At 64.1% G+C, this 25,093-nt stretch carries 18 protein-coding genes; 5 read left to right on the forward strand and 13 right to left on the reverse strand.

Features of this window, described 5'->3' with window-relative positions; all coding sequences use genetic code 11:
• Positions 1-13 precede the first annotated feature (13 nt).
• Positions 14-805 (forward strand): undecaprenyl-diphosphate phosphatase, encoded by a 792-nt coding sequence (locus E4T66_RS11990; RefSeq protein WP_136849279.1) that lies wholly within the window; start codon positions 14-16, stop codon positions 803-805.
• 160 nt (positions 806-965) lie between these two features.
• Here the strand turns inward: E4T66_RS11990 and E4T66_RS11995 are convergent, their stop codons facing one another.
• Together E4T66_RS11995 and E4T66_RS12000 are read right to left on the reverse strand one after the other, a co-directional pair.
• Entirely contained in the window at positions 966-2,210 is a 1,245-nt protein-coding gene (locus E4T66_RS11995) for a multifunctional CCA addition/repair protein (protein ID WP_136849280.1), read from the reverse strand.
• A gap of 10 nt (positions 2,211-2,220) precedes the next feature.
• Entirely contained in the window at positions 2,221-4,170 is a 1,950-nt protein-coding gene (locus E4T66_RS12000; protein WP_169577591.1) for a lytic transglycosylase domain-containing protein, read from the reverse strand.
• A gap of 104 nt (positions 4,171-4,274) precedes the next feature.
• Between E4T66_RS12000 and E4T66_RS12005 the strand changes: the two genes are divergently transcribed.
• Positions 4,275-5,078, forward strand: a complete 804-nt coding sequence (locus E4T66_RS12005) for a sulfite exporter TauE/SafE family protein (RefSeq protein WP_136849282.1) — start codon at positions 4,275-4,277, stop codon at positions 5,076-5,078.
• Between the two features lie 17 nt (positions 5,079-5,095).
• Here E4T66_RS12005 and E4T66_RS12010 read toward each other — a convergent pair whose 3' ends face one another.
• From E4T66_RS12010 to E4T66_RS12040, 7 genes are all read right to left on the reverse strand, one after another.
• Entirely contained in the window at positions 5,096-6,031 is a 936-nt protein-coding gene (locus tag E4T66_RS12010; RefSeq protein WP_136849283.1) for a hydrogen peroxide-inducible genes activator, read from the reverse strand.
• 36 nt (positions 6,032-6,067) lie between these two features.
• Complete coding sequence (gene hemF, locus E4T66_RS12015; RefSeq protein ID WP_136849284.1) at positions 6,068-6,967, reverse strand: oxygen-dependent coproporphyrinogen oxidase; 900 nt, start codon at positions 6,965-6,967, stop codon at positions 6,068-6,070.
• Positions 6,967-7,530, reverse strand: a complete 564-nt coding sequence (tsaC, locus tag E4T66_RS12020; protein WP_136849285.1) for an L-threonylcarbamoyladenylate synthase type 1 TsaC — start codon at positions 7,528-7,530, stop codon at positions 6,967-6,969. Before tsaC ends, hemF begins: the two co-directional genes overlap by 1 nt.
• A gap of 19 nt (positions 7,531-7,549) precedes the next feature.
• Positions 7,550-10,021, reverse strand: a complete 2,472-nt coding sequence (locus tag E4T66_RS12025; protein ID WP_136849286.1) for a DNA topoisomerase I — start codon at positions 10,019-10,021, stop codon at positions 7,550-7,552.
• A 304-nt stretch (positions 10,022-10,325) separates the two neighbouring features.
• Positions 10,326-10,793: a Smg family protein gene (locus E4T66_RS12030; RefSeq protein ID WP_136849287.1), complete on the reverse strand. Its 468-nt coding sequence runs from the start codon at positions 10,791-10,793 to the stop codon at positions 10,326-10,328.
• Between the two features lie 75 nt (positions 10,794-10,868).
• Positions 10,869-11,978 (reverse strand): DNA-processing protein DprA, encoded by a 1,110-nt coding sequence (dprA, locus tag E4T66_RS12035; protein ID WP_136849288.1) that lies wholly within the window; start codon positions 11,976-11,978, stop codon positions 10,869-10,871.
• A 50-nt stretch (positions 11,979-12,028) separates the two neighbouring features.
• Complete coding sequence (locus tag E4T66_RS12040) at positions 12,029-13,192, reverse strand: LysM peptidoglycan-binding domain-containing protein (protein WP_169577592.1); 1,164 nt, start codon at positions 13,190-13,192, stop codon at positions 12,029-12,031.
• A gap of 115 nt (positions 13,193-13,307) precedes the next feature.
• On the opposite strand from E4T66_RS12040, the gene def reads away from it, so the two are divergent.
• Both def and fmt read left to right on the forward strand, forming a co-directional pair.
• Positions 13,308-13,811 (forward strand): peptide deformylase, encoded by a 504-nt coding sequence (gene def, locus E4T66_RS12045; protein WP_136849290.1) that lies wholly within the window; start codon positions 13,308-13,310, stop codon positions 13,809-13,811.
• 83 nt (positions 13,812-13,894) lie between these two features.
• Complete coding sequence (gene fmt / locus E4T66_RS12050; RefSeq protein ID WP_136849291.1) at positions 13,895-14,818, forward strand: methionyl-tRNA formyltransferase; 924 nt, start codon at positions 13,895-13,897, stop codon at positions 14,816-14,818.
• 4 nt (positions 14,819-14,822) lie between these two features.
• Here fmt and E4T66_RS12055 read toward each other — a convergent pair whose 3' ends face one another.
• Positions 14,823-18,491, reverse strand: a complete 3,669-nt coding sequence (locus E4T66_RS12055; protein ID WP_136849292.1) for an EAL domain-containing protein — start codon at positions 18,489-18,491, stop codon at positions 14,823-14,825.
• Between the two features lie 212 nt (positions 18,492-18,703).
• Between E4T66_RS12055 and E4T66_RS12060 the strand changes: the two genes are divergently transcribed.
• Positions 18,704-19,237, forward strand: a complete 534-nt coding sequence (locus E4T66_RS12060) for an EF-hand domain-containing protein (protein ID WP_136849293.1) — start codon at positions 18,704-18,706, stop codon at positions 19,235-19,237.
• Between the two features lie 78 nt (positions 19,238-19,315).
• On the opposite strand, the gene E4T66_RS12065 is transcribed toward E4T66_RS12060, so the two are convergent.
• The 3 genes from E4T66_RS12065 to xrtT all read right to left on the reverse strand — a co-directional run bounded on the left by E4T66_RS12065 (position 19,316) and on the right by xrtT (position 25,089).
• Entirely contained in the window at positions 19,316-21,211 is a 1,896-nt protein-coding gene (locus tag E4T66_RS12065; RefSeq protein WP_248679660.1) for a CocE/NonD family hydrolase, read from the reverse strand.
• A 133-nt stretch (positions 21,212-21,344) separates the two neighbouring features.
• Positions 21,345-23,507, reverse strand: a complete 2,163-nt coding sequence (locus E4T66_RS12070; RefSeq protein ID WP_136849294.1) for a VIT domain-containing protein — start codon at positions 23,505-23,507, stop codon at positions 21,345-21,347.
• A gap of 43 nt (positions 23,508-23,550) precedes the next feature.
• Positions 23,551-25,089, reverse strand: coding sequence for an exosortase T (xrtT, locus tag E4T66_RS12075; RefSeq protein ID WP_169577593.1), 1,539 nt, complete (start codon positions 25,087-25,089; stop codon positions 23,551-23,553).
• Between the last annotated feature and the right edge of the window lie 4 nt (positions 25,090-25,093).

The following is a 25,093-nucleotide window of genomic DNA, read 5'->3' on the forward strand; positions in this document are numbered from 1 at the left end:
TCTGGATTCCCGCGTGGACAGCCTGCTGCAAGCGATCGTACTCGGCATCATCGAAGGCCTGACCGAATTCCTGCCGATCTCCAGTACGGGACATCTGCTGATTGCACAGGCGTGGCTCGAACGTCGCTCCGATCTGTTCAACATCGTGATCCAGGTCGGCGCCATTCTGGCGGTCACGCTGGTCTACCGCCAGCGCATCATGCGTCTGCTGTTCGACTGGACGCACGACGCCGCCACCCGCGATGAGCTGATCAAGACCACATTCGCGTTCTTCATCACCGGCGTCCTCGGCCTGGCCGCAAAGAAGGCCGGCGTCGAACTGCCGGAAACCGTGATCCCGGTGGCGCTGGCACTGATCATCGGCGGTTTGGTGATCTTTGCGGTCGAGCATTGGGCCAAAAGCGAGCCCCTCAACGATCACCTGAGCTGGCGCGTCGCCATCGCGGTCGGCGTCGCCCAGGTCATCGCCGGCGTGTTCCCCGGCACCTCCCGCTCCGGCGCGGCAATCTTCGCGGCGCTGCTGTTCGGCATGACGCACCGCGCGCGCGCCGCCGAGTTCGCGTTCATTGTCGGTATTCCCACGATGTTCGCCGCCAGTGCCTACGAGCTGTACAAGACCGCCGGCGATGCCAGCGCCTGGGCTCACGAATCGTGGACCGAGCTGGGCATCGCCTTCGCGGTCTCGGCGATCGTCGGCTTCGCCTCGGTCAAATGGCTGCTGCGCTTCATCTCGACGCACAACTTCAACGCCTTCGCCTGGTACCGGATCGCACTCGGTGCGGTACTGCTGTGGATGTTCGTGTAACGGTCGATCCGCATCATCTGACGAATCAGTCCGCTGCCACTGGTCCACGCCCGCCACCGGGGCGCTGCGTGAACCAGACCACCGCAAGCCAGGTCGCTGGGCGCGGCCACCCGATTTGCTCAGACAGTGTTTGCTCATGCATACACTTTCCCGGCAGAGATCAGCCTTCGGGGTCTCCGGTCGAGCACCGGGAGAGGCCGCGCTTCAGTGCGGCGACTCGCGCCTCGCGCAGCCGCCGCCCGATCTCAGCACCCTGCACACCCTCATGCATCACGTCAGCGGCCTGGATCGCGATCGCAATTTCGCGCGCGGCGCGCAGATGATCGGTTTGCGGATACGCGCTGCTTTCATGCCCAAGGCGGCCGCGCGCATCCGCCTCACAGGCCTGTAGCGCCTGCTCGAAGCGCTCGGGACGGCGCAACCCGCCGAGCCGTTCGATCAGGTCATGCAGGGTGGTCGGCCGCAGCTCGAATGCGCGGTGCACGTTCAAGTGCTCACGCGTCACGTCGATCGCCAGATCCCTGCAGTCGTTCGGCACTCGCAGCCGCTCGCACACCGCTCGCACCGGCGCCACACCGCGCTGCTCGTGCTGCCGGTGCTGCGGCCATTCGTCCGGCGGCGTCCGCGCCTTGCCCAGGTCGTGGACCAGCGCGGCGAAGCGCACCGGCAGCGCCGCGCCGGCACGAGCCGCCGCATCGACGCACATCAGCGTGTGTATCCCGGTGTCGATTTCTGGATGGTAGTCGGCGCGTTGTGGCACGCCGAACAGCGCATCGACCTCGGGCAGGATGCGCGCCAGCGCGCCGCAATCGCGCAGCGTCTGGAAGAACACACTGGGCCGCGCATGCATCAGTGCCCGGCTCATTTCCTTCCACACGCGTTCCGGCACCAGGTGATCGACTTCGCCGTCATCGACCATCTGTCGCATCAGGGCCAGGGTCTCATCGGCCACACGAAACCCCAGAGTGGCAAATCGCGCGTGGAACCGCGCCACCCGCAGCACGCGCAGGGGATCCTCGGCGAACGCCGGCGACACATGTCGCAGCAGCCGCGCCCGCAGATCAGCCTGGCCGCCATAAGGATCGATCAGGCGTCCCTCGTCGTCCTGTGCTATTGCATTGACCGTGAGATCGCGCCGGCGCAGATCATCTTCCAGCGTGACCTCGGGGCCGGTATGGAAGGTGAACCCGCGATAACCATGTCCGGACTTGCGCTCGGTCCGTGCCAGTGCGTGTTCTTCGCCGGTTTTCACGTCAAGAAACACCGGAAAATCCTTGCCGACCGGGCGATAGCCGGCCGCAAGCATCTGTTCCGGTGTCACGCCGACCACAACCCAGTCGCGATCGCCAAGTGCGAGACCCAGCAGGCGATCACGTACCGCCCCTCCGACCAGATAGCGTTTCATTACAGGCGGATCACTTCGCATCCGACGGCTGACGCACCGGCTGCAGAAATTCAGCCGGGTTCTGCCCCTGCTCCTGCGTGTTCCAGGTATGCGCGGCGATATGCCACAGCACTTTCTTCACGTAGCCCCGAGTCTGATCGTAAGGCACGTTCTCGATCCAGAAATCGGCCTCCAGAGGTTTCTGCGGCAACCAGCGGGCGACCGCATTCGGCCCAGCGTTGTAGGCCGCAACCGCGGGCGCGAACTGGCCGTCAAACCGCTCGCGCATCTGATTCAAATAGCTCGCACCCAACGGAATGTTCACTTCCGGCGTCAGCAGATCGGCGACCTGCGGCCTGGGCTCACCGCGCTTGCGCGCGACATCACGCGCGGTCGGCAACAGCAGCTGCAGCAGGCCGTAGGCATTGGATGGCGAAACCGCGCGCGGATTGAACAGGCTCTCCTGCCGCATCAGCGCATAGACCCATTCCGACGGCAGACCGATCTCGCTCGCAGTGTTTCGAATCTGTTTCGCAAACGGATCGGGATAGCTGATCTCGAATACATCCAGCGAATCGATGGCGTTGAGCATTGTCACCGCCTGCAGGTGCCAGCCCCAGTGCGACGCCAACCGCGCGGCCTGCAACTGCTGCTCCGGATTCAGATCGGCCGTTGCGACGCGCCATTCGGCGCCGGCCCAACGCGGTTGCTCGGCCAGATACAACTCGTGCGCACGCTCGATGCCCGGTCGCTCGAGCAGACGGCTCTGTTCGATCAGATCCTCGATGAACGGACGCGGTGTGGGCTTGTAGGTCTGTCCCAGGCGCCATGCCGCCAGAATGCTGTAGTAGCCATTGCGCTGCGCCAGCGCTGCCAGCAGCGGTTCAGCCTGCTGCCGGCTGCCCAGCAACTCCAGCGTGCGTGCGCGCCAGTACTGCCATTCCGAGGTGTCGCGCATTGGCGCAGGCATCGCCTCCAGCCACGCCGCGGCACTGGTGAAATCGCGATTCCACAACGCGGCACGCACGCGCCACTCCAGCACCTGGTCATCAACCTCGGCCGGGGGCAGCTGCTTGAACCACGCGACCGCATCATCACGACGATCCCAGGCCAGACCCAGGGCAACCCAGCGGCGCAGTGAAGAGAGCTGCGCGGCATCAAAACGACCGGCTTTGGCCAGCGTGGCATAGACGCGTTTGGCTTGGTCAGGATCGCGCGGCGCCAGCCTGGAGAAGCCCGCCAGCAGGGCATCCCACTCCACCCCGGCGCCTCCCTTGGCGGCAACTGCATCCAGCTCGCGCGCTGGATTGCGCAGCAACGCCGCCCAGCGCCGGATTGCGGCGCCGTCCGTTTCCGGCAGCATCTTTGACAACCACTCCGCCAGTTCCAGATTGCGCTCATCCAGCGCCTTGCGGGCACGTCTTTCAATCCGCTCTGGCGTCAACTCGCCGTGCGTGCGCAACCATTCGAACGGCGCGACACAGGCCTGCGGCATTTGCGGCGCCTGTGCCCAGAATTCAGCCAGCTCGGTCCTCAGCGCCGCGGTAACCTCACCCTGCAGCTTCGCCTGAAACCCGGCGCAGGTCAGTGCCTGCTCGCCCGCATCTGCCACGTAATAGCGATCAAAAAGATCCCACCGCTGATGCTCGGCCAGATCGAGCAGCCAGTCACGCCGCAGCACCCGGGTAATCGGCAAGTCGGACTGCGCCTCGATGAAGCTAGCGACCTCGGCATCCAGTGCGGCCACATCAGATTCGGCCGCACGTTTTGCCAGCGCGGTGATCAAGCGCTGCGCATTCAGATACGGATACAGCACATAGGCGCGCAACGCGGCGCTGTCGCCAGTGGCGTCGGGCGACGTCTGTGCACGCTCATAAGCACTGCCGAATTCGGCACGCACCGCTGCCGAGGGTGTCGCGAGAACCAAGCACGGCACCGCCATCAGCACGGTGGCCAGCAGACCTCGTCCAGCATGAAGCATCGTCCTCATCCGCAATTACGTTCCTGTAGCATGCTCGCGATCCATTCTAGTGCAGACCGCTGCGGGGCCGGCTGATGCTCACGCTCCAGGCCCTTCGATAGCCCATGGAACAACTGCTGATTTTCATCTTCACCGGGGCCGTTGCCGGCGTTCTGGCCGGCCTGTTCGGCGTCGGCGGCGGCCTGATCATGGTGCCGGCATTGGCGCTCGTCCTGCCGCACCAGGGCGTGCCCGATGCGGTGTACATGCAGGTCGCGATCGGCACCTCGCTGGCTGTGATCTCCGCAACCTCGCTGTCATCGACACTGGCGCACCACCGCCGCGACGGGGTGCAATGGACGGTGTTCTGGCGCATTGCACCAGGGCTGGCGGCCGGCGCTATCGCAGGCGCTTTCGTTGCCGATGCCCTCAGCGGAGCGCTGCTGAAACGCATCGTCGCCGTCGGCGCACTGCTAGTGGCGACGCAGATGATCGTGAAAAGTTTCGCGACCGCGGCTGCGGTAACCAAAGCCCCGTCAACCCCGAACGGGGCCGAACTGTTTGGCGCCGGCGGCGTGATCGGCCTTCTATCCTCGGTCGTCGGCATCGGCGGCGGCTCCCTCACTGTGCCGTATCTGAGTGCGCGTGGCCTGTCGATGCACCAGGCGGTCGGCACCGCCGCGGCCTGCGGGATGCCCATCGCATGGGCCGGTGCGGTCGGCTTCGTGATCGCGGGATGGAATGCCTCCGGCGTACCCGATCCGCATCTGGGCTACATCAGCCTGAGCGCGTTGGCGGCCATCGCGGCCGCGAGCGTCAGCTGCGCGCCGCTGGGGGTACGGCTGGCGCACGGCCTGCCGCCGCATTGGCTCAAACGCGCCTTCGCGCTGCTGCTAGTGGTGATCGGACTGCGAATGCTGCTGAGCTGAGCCGCGCTCAACCGGGCTCAGTCCGGCATTTCGGCCGCGTCCGGCAGATAGCTGACGCCCTTCATGCCGGAGGCAAGGATCGCCTCGCGCAATACGCTGACTGCCTTTCGCCTGGGGAAAGTCTTGCGCCAGACCAGCGCGATACGCCGATGTGGTGCCGGCGGCACGAACGGCTTGGCCAGCAAAAGGCTGTCATCCGGACGGTTCTCCACCGACGAACGCGGCAGCACCGTAATCCCGAGACCGCTGACGACCATGTGCCGGATGGTCTCCAGAGAACTGCCGTTCTGCGGCTTGGGCCCGTCGCCGTCGGCGTCGACACACTTCGGGCAGGCTTCGATCACTTGCTCGCGGAAGCAGTGCCCCGGCCCGAGCAGCAACAGTTTCTCACCGGCCAGCTGCTTGGCCGGAATCTGCTCGGCGCCGGCCCAGGGATGTTCAGGCGGCATCAGCACAACGAAATCCTCGTCGTAGACCGGCCAGGCCTGCAGTCCGTTCATGTCCACCGGCAACGCTACCGCCACCACATCCAGCTCGTTGTCGCGCAGCTGCTCAAGCAGCTTGGCGGTGAAGTTTTCCTCGATCATCAGCGGCATCAGCGGCGCGGTCTTGCGCAGCACCGGCACCAGGCCGGGCAGCAGATACGGCCCCACCGTGTAGATCGCGCCGAAGCGCAGCGGTCCCGACAGTTCGTCACGTCCGCTGCGCGCCAGATCCTCGATCAGGTGCGCTTCGGACAGCACCCGACGCGCCTGCGCGATGATGTGCTCGCCAACGGGCGTCGGCCGCGCTTCACCGCGATTGCGCTCGAACAGAATCACGCCGAGTTCGTCTTCGAGCTTCTTCAGCGCCACCGACAGGGTCGGCTGCGAGACGAAGGAACGCTCGGCCGCGCGACCGAAGTGGCGTTCCTTGTCGAGATTCACCAGATATCGCAGTTCGGTCAGCGTCATGGGTCTAGCATAGCCGATGCCGAACGCGGGACCGCTTCAGACCCAGTCGCGCGGCACCAGATAGTGCTGCAGCAACTCCGCTTCCGGCGTGCCCGGCTCTGGCGCATAGTCGTAGCGCCATGCCGCCAGCGGCGGCATCGACATCAGGATCGATTCAGTGCGACCACCGGACTGCAGCCCGAACAGGGTGCCACGATCCCAGACCAGATTGAATTCGACATAGCGTCCGCGGCGAATCAACTGCCAGTCGCGCTCACGCTGGCCGTACGGCGTCTGCCTGCGCCGTTCGACGATCGGCAGATAGGCCTTGGCATAGTGATCACCGACACTGCGCATCAGCGCAAACGACGTGTCGAAGCCACCCTCGCTCCAGTCGTCGAAAAAGAGGCCGCCGATGCCGCGTGGTTCCTGCCGATGCTTCAGGAAAAAGTATTCGTCGCACCAGCGCTTCAGTCGCGGATACAGATCCTCGCCGAACGGCGCGCAGGCGTCGCGTGCGGTGCGGTGGAAATGCCGAGCATCGTCTTCGAAGCCGTAATACGGCGTCAGATCGAAGCCGCCACCGAACCACCACATCGGCGCTTCGCCCTCCTTCTCGGCGACGAAGAAACGCACATTGGCGTGGCAGGTCGGCACATAGGGATTCAGCGGGTGCAACACCACCGAAACACCCATCGCGCGCCAATGGCGCCCGGCCAGTTGCGGCCGATGCGCACTGGCGCTCGGCGGCAGACGATCTCCATGCACCAGCGAGAAATTCACGCCGGCCTGCTCGAACACGGCGCCGCCGCTCAGCACGCGGGATTCACCGCCACCCCCATCCGGTCGGGTCCAGACGTCAGCACGAAACTGCACCTGGCCATCGGCCTGCTCGAACCCGGCACACAGGCGGTTCTGCAGATCACGCAAATAGGTTTCAACCGCCTGGATATCCATCAACGCCTCAGAATGTGTCCGGTCATCACATCTCGGATGGTCGTCGGCTTGGCCAAGCCGCCCAAAGCCCCCGGAATGATCATGTCGACTTCGCCACCGAGTTGCAGACGCACCTCGGTGATGCTGCGTGCAGCCGGCCGTCCGCTGCGATTGGCACTGGTCGACACCAATGCCCCAAAGCGTCGGCACAGCGAACGCATCAGCGGATGCGCAGTCACCCGCACGGCGATGCCGTCGTGATCACCGGTCAGCCACGGCGGCGCATCCGCCGCCGCCGGGAAGATCCAGGTCGCGGGACCGGGCCAGGTCGCGGTCGCGCGACGCATCGCGTTGTTCGACGGCAGATCCACAAACAGCGGCAGTTGCTCGAACGCGGCTGCCACCAGGATCAGTCCCTTGCGCCAGTCGCGCTGCTTGATTTCCAGCAAGCGCATGCACGCCGCACGATTCATCGGATCGCAGGACAGTCCCCAGACCGCTTCGGTCGGACAGGCGATAACGCCGCCTGCGGCCAGTGCCGCGCCGGCCTTGTGCAAATGCCAGGGAGCAATATCGAAGCTCATGCGACGCGAATCCGTGCGATCAGCCGGCACCACCATCGGATTCGCCCGCCGTCTTCGCCGAAGTCTTGGTCGCCTTGCGCGGAGCCGCCCTCTTGGCTGCCTTCTTGGTGGCCTTTTTCGCTACGGTCTTGGTCGCCTTCTTGGCTGCGGTCTTGGTCGCGGCCTTGGTCGTCGCCTTGCCGCGCTTGCCGCCCTTCTTCGGAGCCGCAGCTTCAGCCTCGGCCAGATACGCCTCGCACTCGAATACGCTCAGGGTTTCCGCCTCGCGTCCCTTGGGAATCCGCGCACGGCGCTTGCCGTCGGAAATGTACGGCCCGAAGCGGCCCTTGATGATGCGGATTTCGGTACCGTCGAAAATCTTGATCGTCGCCGCCTCAACGGCTTCCTTCTTCTGCTCGATCAACTCAATCGCACGCGGCAGCTCGATCGTGTACGGATCGTCGTCCTTCTTCAGAGAAACGAAGCTCGAGCCGTGACGCACATAAGGCCCGAAGCGCCCGATATTGACCTGGACTTCCTCGCCCGACGGCAGAGTGCCAAGGGAGCGCGGCAATGTGAACAGCGCCAGCGCCTGCTCCAGCGTGATGGTGTCGATGCGCTGGTTAGCACGCAACGAGGCAAAACGCGGCTTATCCTCGTCTTCCTTGGTGCCGATCTGCACGAAGGGCCCAAAGCGGCCGAGCCGCGCCGAGATCGGCTTGCCGGATACCGGATCGATCCCGATCTGACGCGCTTCGGAGACTTCGGAACGTGACAGCTCCATCTTCTCGTCGATGCGCGGCTTGAACTGCTGCCAGAACTCGGCCAGCAGCGGACGCCACTGCTTTTCTCCGCGCGACACCGCATCGAGATCGTCTTCCAGATGCGCGGTGAATTCGTAGTCGACGTACTGGCCGAAGTGCTCGGTCAGGAAGCGGTTGACGATCATGCCGACGTCAGTCGGTGTGAAGGCCTTGCCGTCCAGGCGCACGTAGTCGCGCGCCTGCAGCGTCGAAATGATGCTGGCATAGGTCGACGGCCGGCCGATGTCGTATTCCTCCAGCGTCTTCACCAGGCTCGCTTCGGTGTAGCGCGGTGGCGGCTCGGTGACGTGCTGGTCGGCGACCAGATCAACCAGCTTGATGCGATCGCCGACTTCCATTGCCGGCAGACGCTTTTCGTCGTCTTCGTCGCTCTTGCCGGTCGGGGTGTCGTAGCTCTGGTTGTAGACGGCGATGAAGCCCGGTTCGATCAGCACCGAGCCATTGGCACGGAATGCATGATCCGTCCCGGCGCGCAGCTCCACCGCCACCGTGTCGAACACCGCCTGGGTCATCTGGCAGGCCACCGTGCGCTTCCAGATCAGTTCATAGAGCTTGGCCTGGTCCGGCGTCAGGTACTTGCCGACTTCCCTGGGCAGTCGCGCCGCCGAGGTCGGGCGCACGGCTTCATGCGCTTCCTGAGCATTCTTGGATTTGGTCTTGAAGAAACGCGGTTCCGGTGGCACCGAGCTGGCACCGAACTGGTCCGCAATGGTCTGGCGCACGTCGGCCAGCGCATCCTGCGCCAGATTGACCGAGTCGGTACGCATATAGGTGATCAGACCCAGGGTCTCGCCGCCCAGATCGACGCCTTCATACAGCTGCTGCGCGGTGCGCATCGTGCGGCTGGCGGTGAATCCGAGCTTGCGGTTGGCTTCCTGCTGCAGGGTAGACGTCGTGAACGGGGGGGCCGGGTTGCGGCGACGCTGCTTCTTGTCGACCGCGGCGACCAACAGCTCGCCCTGCGCGGCCTTCATGACCATGTTCTTCGCAGTCAGCGCGCCGACGGTGTTGTTCAGCGTGAACTGCTCGGCCTTGCGCCCGGCCAGCTCGATCAGCTTGGCACTGAAACCCTGCCCGGCCTTCTCGGCCTGCGCTTCCAGCGTCCAGTACTCGCGCGGAATGAAGGCCTTGATCTCTTCTTCGCGCTCGCAGATCAGTCGCAGTGCCGGCGACTGGACGCGACCGGCAGACAGGCCCGGCTGCACTTTGCGCCACAGCAGCGGGGACAGGTTGAAGCCGACCAGATAGTCCAAGGCGCGTCGCGCCTGCTGCGCGTTAACCAGGTCGTCGGAAATATCGCGCGGGTGCTGAATCGCGTTCTGCACCTCGCGCTGAGTGATCTCGTAGAACACCACGCGCCGTACCGGCTTGTTTTTCAGCAGGTTTTTTTCCCGCAGCAGCTCGGCCAGATGCCAGGAAATCGCCTCTCCCTCGCGATCAGGGTCGGTCGCGAGCCACAATTCATCAGAGTCCTTGAGCGCCGAGATGATCGCGCGAACGTGCTTTTCATTCTTCTCGATCACCTGGTACTTCATTTCGAAGCCATTGGCGACGTCGACCGCGCCATCCTTGGGCACCAGATCGCGCACGTGACCGTAGGAGGCCAGGACTTCGAAATCCTTGCCCAGATACTTCTTGATCGTCTTGGCCTTGGCGGGCGATTCGACGATAACCAGGTTTTTGCTCATGTAGCTCGGCATGACGTTTATGGCCGCTGCCCGAATGGTCACGGCTGCGCGCCTTATAAGCGGAAGCCAGCGGCACTGTCTAGGCCAACTGCGCGCGCGCGTACGCGCGCGCGGGACTCGCCGGAGCCCGACTGGCGGGCATCTGCGCCGACACCGACCGGCTTTCGTAATGGGAAACGAGGTCGCTCCAACCGCCTCCGATCAGCGGCATTTGCGCGAACTCGGCGCGGAGACTGGGATCTGGTGGCAGGCGATGAGCGCCACTGGACGCCCCGACTGCCCGCAGGCAGCCGGGGCTGAGCGCTCAGTGCTTGAATTCGCCCTGGTAATAGACCATTTCTTCGAGATGCCCGAAGGCCTCCTCGGCGTCCGGCTGGTTCATCAGTACCAGCAGGCAGACCCATTTGACGCGCTCGAGATCGACTTCCTCAGTCAGCGCCATCAGACGGTCAATCACCAACTCGCGCAAGTTGCCGTCCAGAATACCGAGCTGCTCCAAGTACATGATGAAGCCACGGCACTCGGTCGAGATGCGCGATTGTTCCTGGCGCGCATAGATACGCAGCGCCCCGCTGGGTCCAAACAGGATGGGCAGCTGTCGCTGCTCCGCAAGGCCATCCAGCCAGCCAAAGGCGTGACTGACCTCTTCGTCGGGAAAGCCGGCGGCAACCAGCTCCTCGTGCAGGGTGTCTTGGTTGTCCGCGTCTGAAAACTCGCCCTCCTGGTAGTTCTCGAACAGGTACATCAGCACGTCCAGGGCTGTCTCTTTCATCTTCCCGGCTCCTTGCCTTCAATCGGCTATCTGTCATTCAAGAACAGCAACATGTCGACCACATGACGCATGTCTTCAATTACGCCGCAGGCGCTGATACCGCCCATCGGCGGTCATCGCAACCTGTCCCTGCAGCTCCAGTGTCGTCAATACGACCTGAAGTTCTCCAACCGGTTGACCGACCCGGTCCGCGAGCTGATCAACGGTCTGCGGCGCGTCGTTCAATGCGCCCAGCACCCCAACGTCTGTCACTTCGGCCGCCTTCGACCCGGCACCGTTCACTTGTCTCTTGTCATTAGCACGCTGCGTGCCAAGCGCTGGCGCCAGTTCCTCGAACAAATCCTGCACGGTTTCAACCAGCTTGGCGCCCTGACGAATCAGAGCATGGCAACCCCGCGCCATCGGATTATGAATCGATCCAGGAATTGCGAACACTTCGCGACCCTGCTCCAGCGCGTATCGCGCAGTGATCAATGAGCCCGACTCGCGCGCGGCTTCGACCACCAGAACCCCCAGGGTCAGGCCACTGATGATGCGATTACGCCGCGGAAAGTTCTCAGCGAGCGCTGCAACGCCGCAAGGATACTCGGAAACCAAGGCCCCTCCGCCGTCGACAATCTGGTGCGCCAGATTGCGGTGCCGCGCGGGATAGACCCGATCCAGGCCCGTCCCGCAGACCGCAATTGTGTATCCAGCCGACAGCGCGCCCCGATGGGCCGCACCGTCGATCCCCAGGGCCAGCCCGCTGGTGACGATGAAACCGCCACGCGCGAGTTCGGCGGCAAAGGCCTGGGCATTTTCCAGCCCCTGCGGCGACGCATTCCGGGCGCCGACGATGGCAATCTGCGGCATCGCCAGAACCTCGGGGTCACCCTGCACGAACAGCATTGCCGGCGCCTGCGGGATCTCGTTCAGACGCGAGGGAAACGCCGGATCGGTACAAGCGATCAGATGACAGCGGCGTTGCGCCAGCCACTTCAGATCGGACGCGATGGCGGCTTCGTCCGGTTTGCGCAGAGCATCGATCTGCGCCGCACTGAGCCCAGCCGCGCGTAAAGCGGACGCAGAGGCGGCGACAGCCGCTTCCGCGTCAGGAAATTCTTCAAGGAGTCTGCGGACGCTCGCGCTGCCGATGCCCGGCGCACGGCACAGTAGCAACCACGCTCTGGCTGACGCTGTGTCCACCCCGCTAGATTCGCCCGAAGCGGGGGGCCACCGCAAGTCGAGCGCCGCGCTCAGCGATACGGATCAGGCGCTCTGGCGCGGTCGAGCACATGCATTTCGTGCTCCGCACGCATGACGAGCGCGTAACTGACGCGGTCCTCAACCCTGAATACCATCAACTCGCCCGCGTAGCGTTCAGGCAATACGACCTGGCGCCCGGTGTATGGATCCTGCGCCTTGCGCCCCGCCTGCATCACGTCAAAGACGTGACCCACTTCGATCCCATCTTCTGCGCCACGATTCAGCGTGACGACGTTGTACTGACCGATCTGCGAAACCCCCTCGAACACCGAGATGATGTAAACATCCGCTGTTTGCGGCGCGGGGTGCGGAAAGAAATTTGACTCGAAATGCTCCATCGGCGGTTCGATCAGCAGATCGCCCGGACGCGTCTCCCGATAGCTGCGGGTGATCAGACCTGTCGCAACGTCGCCCGGCATCTGGATCTGGATATCGGCAACCGGCACCACTTCCCAGCCGAGAAAGCGGCGCGTAACCGGATCAATGTATTTCTTGCCCTGACGCACGCCCTGATACATGGCGGCGGGCTCCTTCGGCATGCGCTTGAGGTAGACCAGGCTGCCCTCCCCCTCAACCAGATGCGCTTCACCAAATGCGAGAACGTAAGGCACATTGTCGAGCGCTTTGGCGCCGACCACGCGCGGCCCGCGCAGAAAGTCGCGGATCTTTTCAATCGGAATCGTCGGAATCGCCTCGTCCAGCGGCAACTCGCGCACCTGCGGACTCACGCGGTCAACCCGCAGCGGCTGATCGCGCGTCAGCATCGGCCGGCCATCGCGCCAGACCAGGGTCAGCACGTCGCCCGGATAGATCAGATGCGGGTTGGCGATCTGATCATTTGCGTACCAGATCTCGGGCCACTGCCAAGGCTCATTGAGGAAATACGCCGCGATGTCCCACAGCGTGTCGCCTTTCTTGACGATGTAGCGCAATGGCGCATCCGCACGCACCGACACCGGTGCGGCTTCCGCTGGCGCGACTGGCGCCGCGGCGGGCTCGAATTGAGCCGCCTCAACCGGAGCACTCGCCTCGGAAACCGTACGCTCCGGCGTTTGCGCACAGCCTGCCAGCAGCGTGACCGCCGCAAATGCGAGCTTGCAAACGCTGGGCGCCGCGCTGTCTGAAATCGTTGCCGAGTCGTTATACTTGGACATTGGCCGCACCTTTTCCGCGGGTTGCGCCGGAATGGCAAACTCTAGACGGTTCAATTGGTTGCCGTCAACTTTGTTAGTTGTTTCTAAAGGAATCATTGTCTAGAACTCCGACATCATGGCGCTGTTGACTATCCTCCACCACCCCGATCCACGGTTGCGCGAGAAAGCGCAGCTGGTCGAGCGTTTTGACGCAGCGCTGCAGACCCTGATCGACGACATGTTCGAAACCATGTACGACGCGCCGGGCGTTGGCCTTGCTGCGACCCAGGTTGGCGTCGCATTGCGACTGGCGGTGATGGACTGCAGCGAGGACAAAGCTTCGCCGCAACCGATGGTGATCATCAATCCGGAAATCGTGGAAACGTCCGATCCCGAATTGATGGAAGAAGGCTGTCTGTCGGTCCCGGGCGTGGCGGACAAGATTCAGCGCTTTACCTCTTTGAAAATGCGCGCGCTGGACCGGGACGGCAAGCCGTTCGAACTGGTCGCCGAAGACCTTCTGGCACAAGCGATTCAGCATGAGATCGACCACCTTGACGGCACGCTGTACATCGACCGGCTGTCGACGATCAAGCGCGACCGGCTACTGAAAAAGCTGCGCAAGCAGCAGGCGGCCTGAGCCGGCAGCATTGTGTTTCCCGCTCCCGTGTTCCGGCAGCGTCGTCGCCGGACGGAAGTCCCCCATTGAAAGCTGACAAGCCTATGCGCGTTGTATTTGCCGGTACGCCGGAATTCGCTGTCTCGGCACTCGATGCGCTGCACGCGGCGGGACACGACATTGTCGGCGTCTATACCCAGCCAGACCGACCGGCCGGGCGCGGCCGCAAACTCAGTCCTTCGCCCGTCGCCACTCGCGCCGTCGAGCTGAGCCTGCCGGTGTTCAAACCGGAGAAGCTTGACGCGACCGCACGCGAGCAACTCGGCGCACTGCGCCCAGAGGTTATGGTGGTCGTTGCCTACGGCCTGATTCTGCCGCAGGCAGCGCTGGACATCCCCGAACATGGCTGCATCAATATTCACGCCTCGCTGCTTCCGCGCTGGCGCGGCGCGGCGCCGATCCAGCGCGCAATCGAAGCCGGCGACCATGAAACCGGCGTCACCATCATGCGCATGGATGCCGGACTCGACACCGGGCCGATGCTGCTCTGGGACACTGTGCCACTGACCGAGCGCAGCACCGCGGCCGTGCTGCATGACCAGCTCGCCGCCCTCGGCGCGAAACTGATTGTCGACGCTCTGAGCCGACTGCAGCAGGGCACGCTGGACGAACACGCACAGCCGGCCGAGGGCGCGACCTACGCGCGCAAGCTGAGCAAAGATGAAGCGCGTATCGACTGGAGTGCGCCCGCCACCGTCGTGGCGCAGCGCATCCGCGCATTCAATCCTGCTCCCGGCGCCTGGACTGAGCTGGACAACGAGCGCGTCCGCATCCTGTTTGCCACCGCCGAGGCTCGGCCGCATCAAGCTGCCCCCGGCCAGATTCTGGCCTGCCGCGATGACGCCATCGAAGTGGCCTGCGGTGACGGCTGCGTCCACATTGAACTGCTGCAGTGGCCGGGCGGCCGTCCGCTACGCGCCGGTGACGCACAGCGCGGGCGCATGCTGCTCGGCCGAAGCTTTCGCTGATCCTTCACGCCGTACTGGCCAGACCCGCTGATTTGACGCGGAGGAACACCTCCATCTGCTCAGCCGGGACGCCCCAGCTGAACAGCGAACCCTGTGCGCTATCGCAATGGTTCTGGCGCAGAAAATTCATCTGCTCCTGCGTCTCGACGCCTTCGGCAACCACCTTGAGCCCCAAGGTGCGTCCCAGCGCAATGATCGCGCGACAGATTGCGGCATCGTTGCGGTCATAGAAGATGTCGCGGACAAAGCTGCGATCGACTTTCAGCGTGCTCAACGGGAAGCGCTGCAGATACGCCAGCGACGAATAGCCGGTACCGAAATCATCCAGCGCAATCAGCACGCCCCTGTCGCGAAGCTGCTGCAGGACGTCGATGACCTGCTCGACATCACGCATCAGCATCGATTCGGTGACTTCCACTTCCAGCCATCCGGGACCCAGTCCTGTGCGCTGCAATACGCGGTCGACCTGCTCAACCACGCCGCCGCGGTGCAATTCCATGGCCGACAGGTTGACCGACACCGGGATGCGGCGCAGCCCTCGCTCCTGCCATTCACGGTTCTGGCGGCAAGCCTCGTACATGACCCACTCACCGATTTCCGAGATCAGGCCACTTTCCTCGGCCACATGAATGAACTGACCCGGCAAGATCAGACCCCGCTCGGGGTGCTGCCAGCGCACCAGCGCCTCGGCTGCCACCACCTCCCCGCTCTGCACATCGATTTGCGGTTGATAGTGCAACCGCAGTTCGCCGTCGGCGAGCGCACGACGCAAGTCGGTTTCAGTACGCAGGAATTCCTGAACCCGCGCATTCATGTCGCGCGTGAAGAAACGAACGCTGTTGCGCCCTGAACTTTTGGCGACGTACATCGCGGCGTCGGCATTCTTCAGCAGCGTTTCAACGTCGTTGCCGTCGGACGGAAACATCGCCACACCAATGCTTGCAGTGGTGCTGAGCACGTGCTGCTCGACGTTCAACGGCCGTGACACCGTTTCCAGGATCTTGCTTGCCAGGTGCGCAACCTGATCTTCGTCATGAACATCCGGCAGCAGGATGACGAATTCGTCACCGCCCTGTCGGGTCACGGTGTCGGTTACTCTCAGTGCGGCACGAAGACGCATCGCAGTTTCGCGCAGCAAGGCGTCACCGACGCTATGCCCAAGCGAATCGTTGATGTTCTTGAATCGATCAATATCCAGAAACAGCACGGCGAACTGCTGTTCGGCGCGGCGTGACAGCTCCAGCGTCTGCTCGAGCCGGTCCGACAGCACGACGCGGTTGGGCAGGTTGGTCAGTGCGTCGACTTCGGCCAGATAGCGGATGCGTTCCTCGACCGCCTTGCGTTCGGAAATGTCCGAAAACACGGCCACATGATGCGTGCTGCGGCCGTCCGCATCCCGCACAACGGAGATGTTCAGCCACTGCGGGTACAACTCACCGTTCTTGCGTCGATCCCAGACTTCGCCCTGCCACACGCCTTTCTCGAGCAGCTCGGTCCAGAGCTCCTGATAGAACGCGCGTGCCTGCCTCCCCGACGACAGCACTTTCGGGTTGCTCCCGATCACTTCGTCCGGCGCATAGCCAGTAATACTCGTGAATGCCCGATTGACCGACACGATGCGGTTTTCCGCATCGGTGATCATGATGGCCTCACCCAGATGCTCGAATACCTCCGCCGACAGGCGCAGATGTCGCTCCGCTTGTTTTCGCTCGTCGATATCGTTGACCACGGCAACCAGATACGCGGCGGTGCCGTCAGGGTTCCGTGTCGCAGACACGGTGACATCCACCCAGAACTCGCGTCCGTCATGCCGGATGTAGCGCTTCTCGATCCGATAGTGATCGCATCGGCCCGAGGCGATATCAGCCACTCGCTGGACTTCCTGAGCCAGATCGTCCGGATGCGTGAACTGACCGAAATGCATGCCGATCAGCTCACCGCTGTCATAGCCCACCAATTTTGCGAACGCGTCATTGGCACTGAGCAGATTGCCGCTGGCGTCCGCAAACGCAATGGCAGTTCCGGCACTGTCAAATACGGTCCGGAATCGTTCCTCGCTGTGCGCCAATGCCGTCTCACCGCGCTGGCGCTGCATGATCTCAAGCTGCAAGGCTTCGTTCTTGTACTCCAACTGGTGCGTACGTTCCTCCACCAGTTGTTCGATCCGTGCAGAGCGCCCGGTCAGTGCCATCAGAAATCCGCTCAACAATGCGGAAAACAACAGCACTGACAGCTGCGTCAGCCACGCCTGCTGCGACAGATTCGACAGCACGTACTGGTCGCTGATCGTCACATCGACCAGCAGCCCGCGTCCCGCCAGCAGATGTCGTGTCGCCCACCGCAGGTCTTTGGCTCCGCTCTCGATCGCATGCTGCGACGACACATCGTCGCGCAGATGGACAGCAAGCGTGTCGAACCCCTCGGAACTGACGACATCGGCAAGAAGCGCATCGAGATCGATGCGCGCAACGACATAGCCTGAGATCGGCAAGCTGGAGTGACGGTTGATACCGATTACGACGCCATAAAGATCAAACCCGGCATGTCCGTTGAACGAACCGATGGACGTTCGGGAGAAGAAATGTTCGGAGAGTCGCCGGTGCGCGTTCCACAACACGCCAGGTACGTCGACATTTTCGCCGACACCGGATGCGCTGTTATCCGCCGGATAAGCAAAGATCACCCGAGCTGCAGTCTTCACTCCCTGCCCAGCCTCGACCTCGTACATTTCAAGCCAGCTCAGTGAACGGATTTCCGGCCGATTCTCGGTCAATGCACTGGCAAGTCGGGCAAACTCGACCGGATCGACCTCCTCGTCCGAGCGAATGTACTCACCGATGACGCGCACCGAAGCCTGCGCATCGTTCAAACGATCCATCAACAATCGATCAATCTCGGCGGCGTGCTGTTCGAATGCGGTCACCGCATGCTGACGCTCGGTGCGATTGGTTCCCGCCACGACCAGCGCCCCCACCACCAGACAGCAGGCAACAGAGACGGCGATCACCCGGACGCGCGGACGCCACGAGGCGCGGCGCTCGGTCAGCGCCAGCAAAGCCAAGGGCGCAACCAGAAACACGCCCATGGAATCACCCACCCACCAGGTTATCCAGCTATAGGCGAATTGCTGCGCCGGGATGCGGCCCGACAGGTAAAGCGTCCCGATGCCGACGGTCGCCGCAATCACGCAAGCCAGCGGCCCACCGAGCAGAATGAAACGGATGATCTGCGGCCCCGATTCCAGCGCCGTCGACACGCCGACAAACCGGCGTACCAGACTCGCGCCAAGCAATCCCTGCAACGTCGAACCGGACGCCAGCACGGCTGCGATCAAAGCATCGATCGTGGTCAGCGATCCGGTGTGGTCGTAGCTGACCCACAGGTTGAGCAGAAAAGACCCCAGCCACACGCCCGGCCACACCGTGCGCGACCACAGCAGCAGCGCTGCCAGCATCAGCCCCGACGGCGGCCAGATCGCGGTCGCGAATCCCGGTGGCGGGGCCAGATGCAGGCCCAGCCACCCCGTGCTGAAGTAGAGAACCGCCAATATCGATGCTTTGCCTAACCATTCCATCGACGATTGCGCCGGCGCGGCCAGACGCCAGGCCTGGGCGCGACCGCTCCGCCGCGCGCGCGCGGCCGGGCCAAGCGCAACGGCTGGACGGGTCTCCATCGCGGCAGGCTAGCGCCTGCGCCAACGTCGCGGCAATGCGCTCGTGCTGAAGGCCGTTGCCGGCTGATCAGCGGCATTGAACGTGCTTCGGCCGTCGCCGCAGGTCCGCATCCATCGTTTGCGCCCCGTCACCGGTCCATTGATCTGTGGCAATGACAGCTTTATTCGCAACGCGCAGGCTTGCCGCCCGGAACACCGATGGAGACTGCTTGATGAAACTGACAACAGTTGGCGCACTGTCGCTGTGTTTGCTTGCAATGAGCGCTTATGCCGAGGACACCAGCGCACCGGCGCCGATGCGCGGCCCGATGGCGTTCGCCGACTACGACGTCAACGGCGATGGCGCGATCAGCGAACAGGAATTCAATGAAGCCCGCGCCAAACGCATGGCGGCACGGGCCGAGGAAGGCCGGCCGATGCGCGGAATGGCCAATGCGCCGAGCTTTGCCGACTTTGATGCCAACGGTGACGGAAAACTCAGCCCCGAAGAACTCACCAAAGGCCAGCAGGCGCAGATGCAAAAACGCCCCGGGATGACCCCTGGCATGGGCTCAGGCCAAGGCATGGGCATGAAAGGTGGCCAGGGTCAAGGCATGATGCAGAGTGACGACTGCCCGCGCCCGCCGAAGTTCGAGGACCTCGACACTGATGGCAACGGCTGCATCAGCCCTGATGAATTCAAGGCGCATCAGCAGCAATGCATGCCGATGATGATGCAACAGAAGATGCAGAAAGACGCGAAGTAAGCGCGACACGGCCCGGCTTCTGCCTCACGACCCGTGCTCCCTCCATCCTCGCCGAGGATGGAGGGTAGCGCCGTCGGATCAGCTCGGACTGCGCAGCGCAGAGACCGGCACGACCGGAACCACCACGCTGGACGGATGGTCGGCATTGCTGTCGATGCGCAGCACGCCCAGCACCTGATCCAGCAAATCGGTCACCGGCGGCAGTCCATGCGGAAAGTCACTGGTGCTGACCGCGATGCGCAGGCTGTGCCCGGCCTTGATCACGAAACTGCTCGGAAACACTTCAACGTTCGCCAGCGCCGGCTCACCGGCAACGAGGGGCGCCTTCGACGCCTCGGTATACGGATGCCACGGCTGGATCATTTCACCATCGAGATAGCGCGAACGGCTGGAATCGACCGCGCGCAGCGACACCGTCAAGGTTCCATTGGTCAACTCGGTTGAACCGCCATTGGGATCGACATCGGTGATACGGACCGCGACGCTCGCATCCGTTCCCAGCGCACGTGAAACCCACAGGTCTGCTTCGATCGGACCGTTGACGTAGTAGTCCTGATCCATCGGCGCTGTGGTGTAGGTCACTGCGCCCAGCAATGGGAGTTCGTTGATGTTGTTGCTGCCGCTGAAGCACGGCAACGGCAGCAGCCCCAGCACACCGGCAGTCCACTGCGCAGAGCTGACCGAGCACAGACCCTCGACCGGGATCTGCAAGGTGTAACGCGACGCTTCGTCGGCCGCCGGCAGCTCGGCGCTCAAGGTACGGTCGCCACGCAGATACCAGCGCTCGGCACGCGCCTGCGGATGCGGCCAGTCCGGCGACACCACATAACGCTCCTCGCCGTAGACATACTGTGTGACATTGGGCACCGACTCAGCACCGTTGTTGATGCCGCGCAGATAGCGATCGAACCACATCAGCGCAATCTGATTGACGTCCGGCACGCCGTCCGCCGGCAAGCCGGCGCCAGACGAGGCATCCAGATGGGTCCACGGTCCGATCAGCAGCTTGGTCGTCGCGTTCTTCTTGATCGTCTCGTACAGCATCGGCTCGCCGCGCTGGAACAGGTCATGCAGCCCGCCAACGATGAAGGTGGGCACGCGCACCCGATCCGCAACCTCGATCGGCGACCGCGTGCGCCAGAACTCACTGTCATAGTTCTGACCACCGCTCCCCAGGACCGCCTGCGCAATAATCGGCAGGTCGTAAGTGGCGGTACCCAGCACATGGTCCAGCAAGGCCGGAATCGCTTCAGGCGAAGCTTGCGCCGGAACCAGACCCAGTCCGGTGACCAGACCGATCCACAGCGGGATGAAGCCGACGTTGACCTGTCCGCCGGTGAACACGATGTCGCGATAGGCGTCGCCCATCGGCACCAGCGCGAAGATCGCCTTGTGTGCCGGATGACGCCAGGCACCGGTGAAGATCTGGGTGATCCCCATGAACGACGGCCCCCAGGTGCCAACCTTGCCGTTGCTCCACGGCTGCGTCGCCACCCAGTCCATCACTTCCTTGTAATCGAGCTGTTCGCGCTCGCTGAAGATTTCCCAGGTGCCCTGCGAAGTGCCGGTACCGCGCACGTCGACAGCGACATGCGCGTAGCCATGCTTGACCAGCATGGAATTGAACGCAAAACCATCGACGTAGCCGGACGCGCTCTTGTTGTAACCGGTCTGGGTCAGAATCACCGGCAGCGGTCCGTCGACCACAGTGCCATCGGCATCGGCCGGCAACATCACCTGCGCCGAAAGCAGGGTGCCGTCGCTCATGGTGATGTACTCAGCCGGCATCCGGACGGTGTTGGGATAGTCCTCAACACGCTGATAGTCGGTCCATTTGGCTGCCGCCGAACTGCCGCCTCTACCATCGCTGCTGCCGCTGTCGGCCCCCGGATCGCTGCTGCCGCAGGCGGTCACGCTCAACACACAAATCGCGGCCATCACGGCCCCAGCCAGCGACTTTCGCGCTGTCGTCATGCTTCTCTCTCCAGAATCGCAAAAAACAAAAAGGCGACGAACACTAGCACCTGGCTCCGGGCACCCCCATTGGCCGTAGCGACCAACGACCTTAGAAGCTTGCGACGGCATCTGTAAGCCGTTGACTACGTCCTCACATCAACCGACCCAGACCGTCAGCCTGCCCGGACGATGCCTGCTGCAGACGTGGTCGTTGCCGAGCCCACGCCGTCCACGCCAGCAGACTCAGGATCACCAACAGCGAAGCCCAGGTCGCCGGCTCCGGCCCGGCTGCACCGACGAAGGCAGGCGCCGAACCGCCATAGGCTGCCGGACTCACTCCGGCCACCGGCGGCAACGGTACATCCGCCGTCTTCACAGCGCCCGGCGTCGCGTTGACGATCTGCTCGGACACCGCCACGAACGCGGTCCAGCGCGTGACCAATGAGAACGCCAGCCCCAGTTGGGTCACCTGTGCGCGCACGTCGTCGAGCTGCGGCACCGGCTCGCCGCGCTGCTCGAACCAGTTCGGCGGCAATGACAGACTGCGCATCTGCTCGGCAATCGCCGAGCGCGCCCAGATCAAGCCCACGGCATCGCCGTCGCGCTGTTCCGGGAGTGACACTGGCAGCATCAAGGTCGCGGCACGACCCCGTGCACGACCGTGGATACGGATCACGCCCTCCGCCGCGCCGCGATACCGCCCCTGCACGCGGATCGACTGCCCGGCAAACAGGTCGGGAAGTTGCTGCGGCAGCATTGCCTCGACCGGCAGCCCGCCCCAGTCGATCTCGATATCGGTCAGCACCGGTGATTGCAGCCGGTCGGTCAGCTCATTGGCGACGCCCGCCACATCCTCGGTCGGATCCATGTAGCGCGTGAAGCCGCGGCCGACCCGGCCGATCTCATCCAGCAGGAAGCGGTTGACGCCGGTGCCGACACCGAAGGCGTAGAGCCGGGCGTCGCCCAGACGCTCACCGACCAGCTTGAGGATCTCGTAGTCGTTGCCGATGTAGCCGTCGGTCAGAAAGGTGACGATGCGCTTGACCCCGGGCGCCGGCGGCGTGTCCAAGGCCTGATGAATGCCGGACGACATCATCGTGCCGCCCATGCCCTGCAGCGCGTCGACATAGCGCAGACCGGAGGCGATGTTCTGCGGGGTCGCCGCCAGCGGCTCGCGGCTGAACTCCGTGGCGCTGTCGCTGAAACGAATGATGCGAAAACTGTCGGTCGGCCGCAGCTTGCGCAGGGCCTGGCGCATGAAGGCCTTGCTTGCGTCCATCGGCAGTCCGTACATCGAACCCGAACAGTCCAGCAGAAACACCATCTCGCGTGGCGTGATGTCGGCATCCTCCGGAGCCGCTGGCGGCTCGATCAGCAGGGAAAAATAGCCGCCGCGTTGGTCACGCTGTACCAGCAGACCGGCCGTATTGGCCGCACCGGCAAGGCTGTAGCGCAGCACGAAGTCGCGGTTGTCGATGGTGCGCCCGTGTTCCAGCCCGACGTGCCACTGCGTGGCGCTGTCCGCGCGCGTCGCCAGCCGATGCGTGCGGCTGGACACCGACTGGATCGGCAGCGCCGACTGCAGATCGATCTGAAGCGACACGCGGTCCTCGTCGATCTGCGGCGGCAGACTCAGCCCGAACACCGGCGGGTATTCCGGCAGTTCAGCCAGAGTCCAGCGCCCGGATTCGGAGGCGACGTCCGATGCCGCGCTGTCAGCGTCCTCGATTACCGGCGGCTGATCCGCGCCGGGCGGCTGGAAGTGCGGCCCGACCACCAGCGGCACCACCAGCTCGTATTCGCCATCGACCTTGGGCACCGTCTGCACGTAACGCAAGGTCACCGTAATCGGCAGGCCCGGCATCAGATTGGCGATCTGCTGGGTGAACATGTTCGGCCGCTGCTGCTTCAGCAACGCCGCCGCGCGACCTTCGGACTTCGCTTTGGCAAAGGTCTTCTCGGCCTGCTGCACTTCCTGCACTTGCGCACGCACGCGCTCGGCGCCGACGTCCATCCACATCTCGTAGACCGCGGCACCGGCATTCAGCGGAAACAGATAGCGCGCATGCAAGGGCTGCGTTGCCGGATTGGCAAAGGTCTGCACCACCGTGACCGTCGCCAGATCGCCCTGAATCTCCGCACGCACGTCAGTTTTGAGGCTTGGCAGCGCCACCGGCCGGCCATCGATCTCGGCCTCGATCGTGCCGGCCAGTGCCGGAGGTTCCGCCGCTCGCGAAACCGCCAGCGGCAACAGGAACAGCAACAGCACGAACAGACCGAACACCAGTGTGCGATTGAGCAGGCTATGCGTCATCGGAATCTCCAGGCAGTGGAAAGAGGAAGGCGATCAAGGAAGTTCAACGCGCGTCGGCCACGCGATAACCGGTCTGCGCCGGCTCGGCGCCGGGCAGGTCATAGGCGCGCAGCAGCGCGGCGTCCCAATCCGCGCGCGCCGCCGGGTCCAGCGACCACGGCGTCACCCGCTGCAGCTGGGTCCAGGTGCTGCCAGGCGCCTGCAGCCAGCGCCATACCGCTTCGGCGACGCTGCCGGCGACTTCGCCGCGATCAGAGACGTAGGACACGGCGACCCGCCAGACCCGACCGTCCGGATCGACGCTGCGGTACAGCGCACTTGGCAGCACCACACTGCCTGCACGGCGGTAGTCGAGCCCGAGGTAGTCGACGCGATGCCCAGCCCCGCGCAAACATTCGTCCGGCGCATGCAGATGCCGCAGCGGCGCCGTCGTCGTCACCGTCAGCAAACCGAACGGACCGTAGCCGGCCTTGGCCGCGGCGCCGCCGTACTGTGCGAAGTAGCTGCGTTCCATCGCCGACAGCGACTGCGTCTGCGCTGCATATCCGCCGATGCGAGCCGGCAGCTCGGCAGCCACGGCGGCATGCGAAACGTCGAGCGGTCGCGCCGGTGCCGACACCGAGCCGAGTGCGACCAACAGGAAGCCGATCGCAGTGAATACCGTCGGCCGACCGCGTGGTCCGGTCATGGCCGCGGCACTCGAACTCGGCGCCGGCACGATGATGCGCGGCATCTGCGGCGGCACCCGCCGCGCCCAGGCGAGCAACGGCAGCAACGGCAGCAACGCGAGGGTCAGCGCCGCCAGCCCCGGCAGCGCGTGCCAGAAACCATCCATCCAGTCGATCTGTGGCCAGTACGCCAGGCCCAGTGCCAGCAGCGCGATGCGCAGAATGTTGCCGAGCAACGCGGCCGACAACGCCAGCGCAAAACCCGTCACCGCCTGTCGCCCGTTCGGCCGCACCACTGCCGCCAGACCAACGAACACCGTCAGTACCAGGGTCAGACCCCGCGCACCGGAACACGGAAGATCGACCAGCACGTCCTGCCCGGCGATCAGGATGCGCGTGCCGACGCAGTGCACCTCACCCGCGATCTGGCCCAGCAGCAGACAGGCACCGTCAGCGGACAGCTGCTGCAGGCCGAAACCGATCAGGCGCTGCACCACGCGCTCCAGCGGCAGCGAGAACGCAAACAGCAGCGACAGCCACAGCGGCGACACCGCGCGCTGGCGCTGGCGCAGTCCGGCCAGCGTCGCCAGTGCGTAGACGTCCACCGCCAGGGTCAGCGCGCCAATGACATTGACCCGCAGCACCTGTCCGACCAGACGCACCAGCGCGCTCAGCGTCAGCAACGCATAGGCGTAGCGCCGGTTCTGATCACTGCCCGGCCGCTGTTCGCTGCTGTATGACCACAACCCCAACGCCAGCACCGCCAGCGCGACCCACAGGCCCTGCGGGTTGTAGGCCGGCTCGCGCCAGCTGGCGAGCAGCCACAGCAGTGGTGATACCGCCAGCACGCCCGCGCCCAGCGCCAGCAAGGCGAGAGGAAGATGGTTGATGACCTGGTGCCCGAAACTCCGCATCTGC

The sequence above is a fragment of the Sinimarinibacterium arenosum genome (assembly GCF_005047655.1).
Classification (GTDB): domain Bacteria; phylum Pseudomonadota; class Gammaproteobacteria; order Nevskiales; family Nevskiaceae; genus Solimonas.